This is a genomic window from Altererythrobacter sp. TH136 (assembly GCF_007065885.1).
Lineage (GTDB): Bacteria > Pseudomonadota > Alphaproteobacteria > Sphingomonadales > Sphingomonadaceae > Tsuneonella.
Genome location: NZ_CP041409.1, coordinates 744,940 through 756,741, shown reverse-complemented (window position 1 = coordinate 756,741; position 11,802 = coordinate 744,940). Strand labels below are relative to the sequence as shown.

Below are 11,802 nucleotides of genomic sequence, written 5' to 3'. Positions count from 1 at the left end.
GCCAACCTGCGTGCGTGCTGCTGGGCGGGGGAACCAACAATGGATAGCCAACCAGTCACCAGCGTTGCAGCGTCGACCAAGCCGCTATGGCGGCGCGTCATCGATTTTCCGCTCGTTGCGCTGGTTCTGGCCATGCTGGTGTTGTTGGTTCCCATCGCGCTGCTGGCGCCGATACTGCAGGTGCTACCACTCGAAACATTGCCCTCGTGGGTCGACGCGCCGCTCATCGCGCTGTGCACGGTGGCAGTGGCCATCGCGGCGTACAAGCTGGTGATCGCCCGGTTGGGTGAGCAGCCTGTGGACGAACTGCCCTTCGATCGCCAGTGGCTCGACGCGCCACGCGGAGCCCTGATTGCCGCGCTGCTCATGAGCCTCATCGTGGGCGTCGCCGCGTTGATGGGCGCATACAGGCTGGAAGGGTGGGGCGGTAGCACCAGCTTGCCGATGCTGCTGTTCGCGGCCGGCTTGCAGGCTGGCATTTTCGAAGAGATTCTCGCACGCGGAGTGTTGTTCCGCTTCCTCGAGCAGTTCGGCGGCAGCTGGTTCGCGCTGGCGTTGAGCTCGGCGTTGTTCGGGCTGGGGCACCTCGGAAACGACAACGCGACGGTGTTCTCCTCACTTTCGATCGCGGTGGAGGCCGGGGTCATGCTGGGCGGCGCGTACATGCTGACGCGCAACCTGTGGCTGGCGATCGGACTGCACTTCGGATGGAACTTTGCCCAGGGGTATATCTGGGACGTGCCGGTCTCAGGCTTCCAAGTCGATGGGCTGGTCGAATCGTACCCTGCCGGTCCGGTCTTGCTTTCGGGCGGCCCCTTCGGGCTGGAAGCATCGGTCATCGCGCTGGCGCTGGCGACACCGCTGGGTATGTGGTTCGTCTATCGGGCGGTGCGAGCGGGTAACCTGGTCCAACCGTGGTGGGTGCGCCGGCGCCTGGCGCGGCAGAACCAGATGCAGACCAGCGAAAGCTAGTCGAGCTTCGGCGTCATCCCCGGCTCGCATTTTTCCATTGCGCGACGATAGGCGGGGCGCTCGCCGATCCGCTTCAAATAGGCCGCAATGTTGGGAAACGACGCCAGGTCCGCCCCGCCGAACATGCGCGAGGTAGTGAGGTTGAACCCCATCATGATGTCCGCCGTGGTCAGCTGGGAGCCGCCGAAGAAGTCCGCATCTGCCAGGCGAGCTTCCGCCAGAGCCCAGGCTTTCGCGACCCGGCCCGCGACGAACTCCGGCGTTTCGCCGCCCATCCGCCCGGCGACCAGCGCCATCATGCCGTTGGTCATGAACGTCGCATTGGAAAAATGAAACCAGAACAGGTGCCCGGCGAAGTCCGGATGATCCGGTCCCGGAGACAACCGCGCGCCCCCGTGCTTGCGGTCGATGTATTCGCAGATCGCGCCGCTCTCACCGAGCACGAAATCGCCGTCGGTGATCACCGGGGCGATGCCCATCGGGTGAAGCGCCTTGTAGTCGTCGGGGGCGAGGTTGTTGTCGCTCCGCCGCGTGTACAGCTTCAGATCGTATTCGAGGCCCAGTTCCTCGCACAACCAGACGATGCGTTCGGATTGCGAGATCCGCAGGTGGTGGACGGTCAGCATTTCGTTCTCCTGCCGGGCCTGGGTCAGCCGTCGTCTTTTTCGTCCTCAGCGCCGTTCTTGGGCGTGAGTTTGGCGATCAACGGCTCGCGTTCGCCCGCTTTCAACTTGTCGACCAGCGCGCGGTACCGCTCGGCGCGCTTGCCGCTGTGCGGATCGTTGGTGATGGGGGCAAGCAGGATAAGCGCCTCCTTGTCGCGATTTTCAAGCAACAGCCGGTGCGCCAGGGTCATCCGCGTTTGGCTGTCGAACGGAGCGAGTTCGAACGACTTCTCCAAAGCGATCAGAGCGTCTTCAGGAGGCGTCTCCCCCGCCAGCACGAACGTCCGATAATAGCCTGCCAGCGCTTCCGGATGGTTCGGATTCGCGTTGTTGGCCGCCACATACGCCGCGCGCGCAGCGCCGAACGCGGCGGGATCCGTTTTCGCCCGTTCAAGATGCACGCCCGCCACATAGAGCTGCGCTTTCTCCGACTTCGGGTCCACCGCCAGCGCCCGCTTGGCCATGGCCTCCGCCTCGGGGTAGTTCTCGGCGTCGAATTCCGCCTCGGTCGCCGCCAGCAGAACCGGCAAGCTGGTGGGGTACTGGGCGGCCAGGGCCCGCGCCTGACCGACCATCCCGCGAGCGGTCCCGCGCGTGACGCCGCGGCTGCTGCGGATGTGCATGCGCATCTGCGCCGCTTCGCCCGGCGTCACCTCGCGCACGGCCACTTTGGGCGGCACGAAATTGGTATAGGTGACGCCCATCGCCCGCACCCGGCCCTTCATATAGGCATTCAGTTCGGTCTGCAGCTTGTCGAGGTCGCCGAATGCCTGTTCGGCCGCGGTGAGGTTGGCTTCCCCCGCGATCAGCCGTCGCAGATAATCGGCCAGTTGGCCTTTGCGGCTCGGCTCGAACGTCAGATAGCTCGATGCGAGCCAGCCTTGCGCGTACTGCCGCTGTACCAGCGAGTAATCGCCTTCCTTGGGCGGATCGAACAGCTTGCGCACGTCCACTAGTGAGGATTTCAGCGTGCTCACGCGGTGCTCGGGCGGTTCGCCGAGATTGAAGCCGTTGTCCGTCAGTTGAAGCGTGCCGAACAGCTCGGCGAACCCTTCGCTGTACCAGAAGGGGTAAGCCGCGGCAGAATGCTGGTACATGAAATAGTGCGCATATTCATGGAACAGTACCTTCGCCGGGTCGATGTCGCGCCCATCGGTTCGCGTGCCAAGGCCCGTGTCGCGGTCTTGCTTCAAGGGCACGAATGCCACCGAACGTCCGGCGCGCGGGATGAAGAACCCCGCGACACCGCGCTGTCCGGCCAGCATGCCGATGTCGGACGTCGCGCCGAACTGGTACACCGTGAGCTTGATGGCGTCCGGCACCTCCTTGCTGACGGTCGACATGCCCCGGATCATCCGCAGCGCGCCGTCCAGCCGTTCCAGATTGGTGGCAAGCGTGCGCGCGTCCGCTTCGGTCCCTTCCGAATAGACGATGAAGTGGTCGCTCTTCGCCTCGATCCACTTGTCCGCGGCTGTTGCGGGCACGGCTGCAAGCAGGCCGACGCCGGCGCCGATAAGATATTTCATCATAGGAGTGCGATCCCTGTCCCCTGGGATCACCATTGTTACACAGCCAGTCGGCGGTGAAAAGGCACAGCTCGCACTTACACGAAACTGTAGGGATCGATGTCGATCGACACGCGGACGCCTTGGGGAAATCGCAGCGGGGCCAGCCAGTCGCGGATCACGTCCTGAACCTGCGCGCTGCGCCGCGCGTTGATCAACAGGCGGTAGCGGTAACGGCCGCGAAGCAGGCTCAATGGCGCGGGCGCAGGGCCGAGAATTGCGACGTCCGGGGCATTTGGCTGGGTGCCCCCGATCATTCGCGCAGCTTCCTTGGCTTCGGCCTCGTCCTCGCTCGAAACGATGATCGCCGCCCAGCGGCCGAAGGGCGGGGCACCGGCGTGGCGGCGGGCCTCGGTTTCGGCTTCGTAGAACGCCTCGCGGTCGCCCCCGGCCAAGGCTGCGATGACCGGTGCGTCCGGATGGCGGGTCTGGATGAGGACTTCGCCCGGCTTGGCCCCGCGTCCGGCCCGCCCGGCGACTTGCGCGACTTGCTGGTATGTGCGCTCGGCCGCCCGCAGGTCACCGCCTTCAAGGCCGAGATCGGCATCGACCACTCCGACCAAGGTCAGTTCGGGAAAGTGGAATCCTTTGGTCACCAGCTGGGTGCCGACGATCACGTCGATCGCGCCCGCCTCGGCCTGGGCGACGAACTCCGCTGCTCGTTCGGGCGAGTTGACCGTGTCGGAGGTGACGACCGCCACGCGGGCATCGGGCATGATCTCGGCAACTTCGTCGGCGATCCGCTCTACGCCCGGGCCGCACGCGACCAGGCAATCGAGCTCGCCGCATTCGGGGCAGGCGGGGGGCGGGGGAGTTTCATGCCCGCAGTGGTGGCAAGCGAGGCGCCGCGACAGGCGATGCTCCACCAGCCAGGCGCTGCAGTTCGGACACTGGAAGCGAAACCCGCAGTTGCGGCACAGCGTCAACGGAGCATAGCCGCGGCGGTTGAGGAACAGCAGCGACTGCTCACCGCGGGCGAGCCGCTCCTCCATCGCCTCCACCAGCCGCGGGGCAAGCCACCGGCCCCGGGCAGGCTTTTCCACTGTCAGGTCCAGCGTATCGATATCGGGCAACCGCGCCCCGCCGAAACGATCTTCGAGCACCAGGCGCTCGTACACGCCGCTCTCCGCCATCTGCAGGCTTTCCAGAGCCGGCGTGGCGCTGGCGAGGATGACCGGCAGCTGTTCGAACCGCGCGCGCATCACCGCCACGTCGCGCGCGTTGTAGCGCACACCTTCATCCTGCTTGAAGCTCACCTCGTGCGCCTCATCCACCACGATCAGGCCGAGGTTGGCATACGGCAGGAACAGCGCGGAGCGGGCGCCGACCACGACTTGCGCGGTGCCGGCGGCGATGGCCCGCCATGCGCGGCGGCGCTCGGTCGACTTGAGGCTGGAGTGCCACACCACCGGCGGCGCGCCGAAGCGATCCTCGAACCGGCGCAGAAATGCCTCGGTTAGCGCGATCTCGGGCAACAGGACCAGCGTTTGCTGGCCGGCTTCCAAGGCCTGGGCGACCGCCTCCAGATAACACTCCGTCTTGCCCGATCCGGTCACTCCATCGAGCAGGAACGGCGCGAACGCGTGCGCCTTGACTGCAGCGACGAACCGCTCGGCCACTTCGGCCTGAGCGTGCGACAGTTCCGGTGCCGCGAAATCCGCGCGTGCTTTTGGATAGGGGCGGTCGCAGTCGACCTGGATCGGCTCCAGCACCCCTTGGCTGACGAGTCCGCGCAGCACACCCTCGCTCACCCCGGCGATGCCGGCAAGTTCGCGGATCGTGGCCTGCTCTCCCTCCAGCGCGTCGATCGCCGACTGACGCTGCGGGGTCATCCGTTCGGGCACCCCGCCCGACAGGCGGTATTCGGTCATGGTTGCAGGTCCGCGCAGCGCGCCGCCGCTTGCCAGCACCATGCGCGCGACCGAGGCGAGCGGCGCGCAGTAGTATTCCGCCGACCATTCCAGCAGGCGGCGCAGTTCCGCCTTCAGCGGGGGGACCGGAAGGACCGCCAGCAAGGGCCGTAGCTTGGCCTCCGGAACCTCGCTCCCGGGCAGCCGTTCCGCTTCCCAGACTATCCCGACGATCTGCCGGGGACCGAGCGGTGCCACGACGACCGAGCCCGGCTCGACGCTCATCCCTTCCGGAACGCGGTAGTCAAGCGGGCCAAGCGCGGCGTTGAAGATCAGCAGTCGGGCGCGGTTCATATCAGTTCGGCCCATATGGGCACCGCCGGGGTGGGGCGGCAAGGAGAGGAACCTTGCAATGACCGATTGGATTGATTCGCCGACCGTTCTGCACCGGCGCAAGTTCATCGCGGGCCTGGGCGTTTCTGCGGGTGCGCTGATGCTGCCAGCCTGCACCACCGGCTTCGGCGGCGGCTTCAGCTTCACCGACGCGATCGCCCGGTTGCTGTATCTTTCCACCGGCCGCGCGTTCGATCGCATGACCTCGCAGGGCGGGTTTTGGGATCAGCAGGTTGCCGCAATCGGCTTCGACCAGTTCCTCGGCGCGCGGGGCGGAGTCCTCAATCGCATCCTCACCTCCGCTTTGTTCAAGGACCGACTGGCCGACGCACTCGCGCCAATTGCGTTTGATGCTGCACAGCGGGCGGCGCCGGTTGTCGCTGATACGGTGCGCACCATCGGCTACGCCAACGCGATTGACCTGATCCGCGGCGGACCGAGGGCCGCCACGGGTTTCTTGCGCCAGAACATGGGCACTGCCCTGATCGATGCGATGCTGCCCGGCGTCGGCAGCGGTCTGCGCCTGGCGAACGACCCGTTGGTCGGGCAGGCACTAGCGGCGCTGAGCGGGGTCGATATCCCTCAGGTCGCGCGCAACTTCTCGGCCCGGGTGGACGATGTCATCTGGAACGAAATCGGCAACGAGGAACAGGCGATCCGCGCTAATCCGCAGGCGACGCGCGATCCGCTGATCATCGGCACGTTCGGCGTGGGCGCGCGGCTCTAGCCTGCCTGCGCAGTGGTGGCTAAGGCTTGCCGGGAATCATTCCCGGGAGCGCCGCCACCATGAAGTTCTTCGCCGACACCGCAGAGATCGACGCGATCCGCGAACTCGCAGAGGCAGGCCTGCTGGACGGGGTCACCACCAATCCGTCGCTGATCCACAAGTCGGGCCGCGACTTCATGGAAGTGACTAAGGAGATTTGCGACCTCGTCGACGGCCCGGTCAGTGCCGAGGTGGTCGCGCTCGATCACGCGACCATGATGCGTGAGGCGGAAGTGCTGCGGAAGGTCGCCGACAATGTGTGCATCAAGGTGCCGCTGACGATCGACGGCCTGAAGACCTGCCGCGCGCTCACCGGGGAAGGCACGATGGTCAACGTGACGCTGTGCTTCTCGGCCAATCAGGCGCTGCTCGCGGCGAAAGCCGGGGCCACGTTTGTCAGCCCGTTCGTCGGCCGGCACGATGATAATGGCTTCGACGGCATGGAGCTGATCAGCGACATCCGCCTGATCTATGACAACTACGATTTCCGCACCGAAATCCTGGTCGCGAGCGTGCGCCACGTGATCCATGTGCTGGAAGCGGCGCGCATCGGCGCTGACGTGATGACGGCGCCGCCGGCGGTCATCAAGAGTCTCGCCAATCACGTGCTGACCGACAAAGGCATCGAGGGGTTCATGGCCGATTGGGCCAAGACCGGGCAGAGCATCATCAAGTAAGCGATGGCCGACGAAACCCCTCTCGATCGCTTCAAGCACGCGCTGACCGGCGCCAGCCGCGCGTTGGCGCACGAACCCGAGGTGGAGGTTGCGTGGAGCGCGGATGCACCCACCGCTCGCGGCAAGCATTTCCGCGTGCCGCTCCCGGGCCGCTCCGTGCCGGTCGATCAGGCGCGGGAGGCACGGGGCTTCGCCGACAGCTTCTCGCTCAAACTGCGCCATCATGACGAGGCGATGCACGCCCGAGCCATGCCGCCCGAGCCGACCGCGCGGGAGTGCTTCGATGTGGTGGAGCGCGTCCGCTACGAGGCGTTGGGGGCGAATAGCTTCAGCGGCATCCGCGATAACCTTGGCGCGGCGACCGAACTGCGGACCAACTCCGATCCCATTTCTCGCGCGACACGGACCGAAGACGTGCCCGTCGCCAGCGCGCTGGGACTGATCCTGCGCGAGAAGTTGACCGGCGAAGCAATTCCCCGGCGCGCCGCCGCCGGCGTGGATATGGTCCGCGGATGGATCGAGGAGCAGGCGGGCGCGGATTTCGAGGCTCTGGCGCTGTCGCTCGACGATCAAAAGGCGTTCCAGGGTCTGGCGCTGGACCTCTTGCGTCACCTCGACCTGACGCTGCCCGACGACACCGATCAGCCTTCCGATGATAGCGATGATGGCGAGGAGCCCGAAGGAGAGGACCAGGACGAGGGCGAAGACGAGAACCAGGGCGAGGGCACCCCGCAGTCCACCGAAATGGCCGGCGAAATGTCGGAAGGTGACGACGACGGGGTATCCGACACCGAGATGACCTCGGAGCAGGATACCGCCGAAGGTGAGCCGGGCGACGAAGGCGAGGAGGGGATGATGCCCGTCCGGCCGAACCGTCCGTGGACCGATATTCCCGAAGGCTTCGACTATAAGGCGTGGACGACCCGCTTCGATGAAGTCGTCGAAGCGACCGAACTGTGCGATGCCGACGAACTCGACCGGCTGCGGCAGTACCTCGACAGCCAGCTGACCGGCCTGCAGGGCGTGGTCACGCGGCTCGCCAACCGGCTGCAGCGGCGGCTGATGGCACAACAGAATCGGTCGTGGGACTTCGACCAGGAGGAAGGTCTGCTCGATGCCGCGCGCCTCGCCCGCGTGGTGATTAGCCCCGGCCATTCGCTCAGCTACAAGGTCGAGCGCGAGCAGGAGTTCAAGGACACCGTCGTCACGCTGCTGATCGACAATTCCGGCTCGATGCGGGGGCGGCCGATCTCGATCGCGGCGATCAGCGCCGACATCCTGGGGCGCACGCTGGAGCGCGTGGGTGTGAAGACCGAAGTGCTCGGCTTCACCACCCGCGCGTGGAAGGGCGGGCAGAGCCGCGAGGCGTGGCTGGCCGACGGCAAGCCCGCACAGCCCGGCCGCCTCAACGACCTGCGCCACATCATCTACAAGAAGGCGGACGAACCGTGGCGCCGGGCACGCCGCAATCTGGGCCTGATGATGCGCGAGGGGCTGCTGAAAGAGAACATCGACGGCGAGGCGCTGCTGTGGGCGCATGACCGCCTGCTCGCCCGGCCCGAGGATCGCCGCATCCTGATGGTCATCTCCGATGGCGCGCCGGTCGACGACTCCACGCTGAGCGTGAACAGCGCGGGGTACCTTGAACAGCACCTGCGCAAGGTGATCGACTGGATCGAGAAGCAATCGCCAGTCCAGCTGGTCGCGATCGGCATCGGTCATGACGTGACGCGGTATTACCGGCGGGCGGTGACGATCATGGACGTGGAGCAGCTTGGCGGCACGATCACCGAGCAGCTCGCCGAACTGTTCGAGGTGGATTGATGGACGTATCGGAAGCGGTCGAAAGCCGGCGGTCCATTCGCGCGTTCCTGGACGAACCCGTCGACCGAGCCCTGCTGGAGCGCGTGCTGGAAAAAGCGCAGCGGTCGCCGTCCGGCGGTAATACGCAGCCGTGGCACGGGGTGGTCCTTGCTGGCGAGCCGCTCTCCCGCCTCATCACCCGCGTTGCCGAGGAACTGCCCAAGGGCCGCGCCGCGCATGCGCCCGAATATCACGTCTATCCGCCCGAGCTGGACGGCGCCTACGAAACGCGCCGGCGCGGGGTTGGCGAGGACATGTACGGCGCGCTGGCGATTACGCGCGAGGACAAGGCTGCGCGGCTGGAGTGGTTCGCGCGAAACTTCCAGGCGTTCGGCGCACCAGTGCTGATGCTGGTGCATACGCCGAAATACATGGGCCCACCGCAGTGGTCGGACATCGGCATGTGGTTGCAGACTGTCATGCTGCTGCTCCGCGAGGAGGGGCTCGACAGCTGCCCGCAAGAGGCTTGGGCGGTGTACTCCCCGCAGATTCGCGAGGTGGTGGCGGTCCCGCAGGATCACACGTTCTTCTGCGGCGTGGCAATCGGCTATCGCGATCCGGGTGCGCCGGTAAACCAGTTTTCCGTCGCCCGCGCTCCGCTGGACGAGGCGGTGCGGTGGGAGGGTTGGGATTGACCCGGCCCGGCGCTTGGCTAACCCACGCGCGATGACCGATCTCAAGCTGTTCAATTCGCTGACCCGCAGCCTGGAGACATTCCAGCCGATCCACCCCGGCGAGGCCCGAGTCTATTCGTGCGGCCCGACGGTCTACAATTACCAGCACGTGGGCAACATGCGCGCTTATGTGTTCGCCGACACGCTGGGGCGGGTGCTGAGCTTCAAGGGCTATGACCTGCGACACGTCATCAACATCACCGACGTGGGTCACCTGACCAGCGACGCCGATGCGGGCGATGACAAGATGGAAAAGGCCGCGGCGAGCCAGGGCAAGTCCGCCTGGGATATCGCGCGGCATTACCAGTCGGTATTCGAGGAGGATCTGGCACGCCTCAACATCCGCAAGCCGCAGCATCCGCGCGCGACCGATTATGTCGAGGCGATGATCGCGTGGGGCAAGGCGATTGAGGACAAGCACTGCTATCGGCTCGACAGCGGGCTCTATTTCGACGTGACCACGGTGCCCGATTACGGACGTCTCGCCCGCGCTTCGACGGATGAGGGCGAAAGCCGCATCGATACCGTCGAAGGCAAGCGCCACGCCGCCGACTTCGCGATCTGGCGCACCACGCCTGCAGGCGAAAACCGGCAGATGGAGTGGGATTCGCCGTGGGGCCGCGGGGCGCCCGGGTGGCATATCGAATGCTCGGTGATGAGCGCCGAACTGCTCGGCCACCCGTTCGATATCCACACCGGCGGGATCGACCACCGCGAGATCCATCACCCCAACGAAATCGCCCAGAACCAGGCGCATGCCTGCGGCCCGGACACCGGGGCACGGATCTGGATGCACAACAACTTCCTGGTCGATCGCCGGAAATCGGGCGACCTGGGCAAGATGAGCAAGTCGACCGGCGATTTCCTGACCCTGCAGGCGCTGGTCGACCGCGGCTACCACCCGCTCGCCTATCGCCTCCTCTGCCTGCAGGCGCATTACCGCAGCGAGCTTGAGTTTACCTGGGATGGGCTCACCGCAGCACTTACGCGGCTGAAGCGGATGGTCATGGCGATCGCCAAGCTGAAGGCCGACCTTGCAGCCAGCAAGCAGCCCGAAGGCAGCTTCCCCCTGAGCGAGCAGGAGCGAGGCGCATTTGACGAGGCGATTTCGAGCGACCTCAACACGCCTGAGGTCCTGACCACGGTCGAGGCGATCCTGTCGAACAAGAAGATGCCGGCCGCCAAGCGCATCCAGTCGGTCCGGTTGGCCGATGACCTGCTCGGGCTGGACCTGCTTGGCCTGACACGCGAGGACTTGCGCCTGAACCCGGTCGATGCAGCGATTGATGTGGCTGGCATCGAAAGGCTGATCGCACAGCGCCAGGAAGCCCGCGCGGCGAAGGATTTTAGCACCTCTGATGCCATCCGCGATGCGCTCGCAGCGCAGGGCGTGGAGGTGATGGATGGCGATCCTTTGGGGTGGGAGTGGAAACTATGACGGTTGCCGTGCTGTCCGGGCTGGTTCGCCCGCTGATCGAAGCGCGCCTGCCGGCCGAGATCGAGCCGCGCTGGTATACCTCGGTCGAAGAGCTGCTCGCCCTGGCGCCCGAGGCGGAGATCGGGTGGTTCGATCTCGACAAGAAGGAGCCGATGGCCGAGGCGGTGCGGCGCGCGGGCAAGCTGACATGGCTGAACTCGATCTACGCCGGGCTCGACTTCCTCCCTCTCGACCTCTTGGCGGAGCGCCGGGTGACGGTGACCAACGGAGCAGGGATCAACGCGATCACGATCGCCGAATATGTCGTCATGCTGATGCTGACTCACGCCAAGGGTTACCGGGACGTGGTCCGGGCGCAGGATCGGCACGAGTGGCTGATGGATTCCCCCGGCAAGCTGGAACTGGCGGGTACCCGTGCGCTGCTGCTGGGCCTCGGCGCCATCGGCGGACTGATCATGACGCGGCTGCAAGCGTTCGATGTGGAGGTCGTCCCGGTGCGCCGAACCCCCGCGGCCGGGGCTCTCGGACCGCACGAGTGGCACGCGCGGCTGGGTGAATTCGACTGGGTGATCCTGGCGGTCCCGGCTACTCCCGAAACCGACAGCATGATCGGCGCGGCGGAACTGGCGGCGATGAAGGACAGCGCGGTGTTGGTGAATATCGCGCGCGGCGCGGTGGTTGACCAGAACGCCCTGGTCGAAGCGCTGCAGGCCAAGCGCATCGGCGGTGCGTTGCTCGACGTGACCACGCCGGAACCGCTGCCGTCGGATGATCCCCTGTGGAACCTGGAGAACGCCCAGATCACCATGCACCTGTCGGGCCGCGCGCAGTCGAAGATGTTTGTGCGGTCGGCCGAACGGTTCGTCGAGAACTGTCGCCGATTCGTGGCCGGCGATGCGCTCTCGCCCATCTTCGATCCCGCGCGCGGTTATTGACGCG

The 11,802-nt window shown here is 66.0% G+C and carries 10 protein-coding genes; 7 read left to right on the top strand and 3 right to left on the bottom strand.

All coding sequences use genetic code 11. From position 1 onward, the window contains the following. Positions 1 to 39: 39 nt before the first annotated feature. Entirely contained in the window at positions 40 to 972 is a 933-nt protein-coding gene (locus C0V74_RS03715; protein ID WP_143250699.1) for a CPBP family intramembrane glutamic endopeptidase, read from the top strand. On the opposite strand, the gene C0V74_RS03710 is transcribed toward C0V74_RS03715, so the two are convergent. From C0V74_RS03710 to C0V74_RS03700, 3 genes are all read right to left on the bottom strand, one after another. Further along, the gene (locus tag C0V74_RS03710; protein WP_143250698.1) at positions 969 to 1,598 is read right to left on the bottom strand and encodes a glutathione S-transferase family protein; all 630 of its coding nucleotides are present in this window, start codon (positions 1,596 to 1,598) and stop codon (positions 969 to 971) included. The genes C0V74_RS03715 and C0V74_RS03710 overlap by 4 nt on opposite strands. A 23-nt stretch (positions 1,599 to 1,621) precedes the next feature. Beyond that, on the bottom strand, positions 1,622 to 3,163 hold the full coding sequence (locus C0V74_RS03705) for a hypothetical protein (protein ID WP_143250697.1): 1,542 nt from the start codon (positions 3,161 to 3,163) through the stop codon (positions 1,622 to 1,624). Between the two features lie 77 nt (positions 3,164 to 3,240). Beyond that, complete coding sequence (locus C0V74_RS03700) at positions 3,241 to 5,406, bottom strand: primosomal protein N' (protein WP_143252144.1); 2,166 nt, start codon at positions 5,404 to 5,406, stop codon at positions 3,241 to 3,243. A 58-nt stretch (positions 5,407 to 5,464) separates the two neighbouring features. Here C0V74_RS03700 and C0V74_RS03695 point away from each other — a divergent pair, with 58 nt between their 5' ends. Genes C0V74_RS03695 through C0V74_RS03670 form a run of 6 tightly spaced genes read left to right on the top strand, consistent with a single transcriptional unit; the run spans position 5,465 to position 11,798 of the window. Next, positions 5,465 to 6,172, top strand: a complete 708-nt coding sequence (locus C0V74_RS03695) for a DUF4197 domain-containing protein (RefSeq protein WP_143250696.1) — start codon at positions 5,465 to 5,467, stop codon at positions 6,170 to 6,172. A 59-nt stretch (positions 6,173 to 6,231) separates the two neighbouring features. Beyond that, positions 6,232 to 6,888 (top strand): fructose-6-phosphate aldolase, encoded by a 657-nt coding sequence (fsa, locus tag C0V74_RS03690; RefSeq protein WP_143250695.1) that lies wholly within the window; start codon positions 6,232 to 6,234, stop codon positions 6,886 to 6,888. 3 nt (positions 6,889 to 6,891) lie between these two features. Next, positions 6,892 to 8,712 (top strand): cobaltochelatase subunit CobT, encoded by a 1,821-nt coding sequence (gene cobT / locus C0V74_RS03685; protein ID WP_143250694.1) that lies wholly within the window; start codon positions 6,892 to 6,894, stop codon positions 8,710 to 8,712. Then, positions 8,712 to 9,386: a nitroreductase gene (locus C0V74_RS03680; protein ID WP_143250693.1), complete on the top strand. Its 675-nt coding sequence runs from the start codon at positions 8,712 to 8,714 to the stop codon at positions 9,384 to 9,386. The genes cobT and C0V74_RS03680 overlap by 1 nt, the downstream gene beginning before the upstream one ends. A 31-nt stretch (positions 9,387 to 9,417) precedes the next feature. Continuing rightward, on the top strand, positions 9,418 to 10,863 hold the full coding sequence (cysS, locus tag C0V74_RS03675) for a cysteine--tRNA ligase (RefSeq protein ID WP_143250692.1): 1,446 nt from the start codon (positions 9,418 to 9,420) through the stop codon (positions 10,861 to 10,863). After that, entirely contained in the window at positions 10,860 to 11,798 is a 939-nt protein-coding gene (locus tag C0V74_RS03670) for a D-2-hydroxyacid dehydrogenase (protein ID WP_143250691.1), read from the top strand. The genes cysS and C0V74_RS03670 overlap by 4 nt, the downstream gene beginning before the upstream one ends. Positions 11,799 to 11,802: the final 4 nt, after the last annotated feature.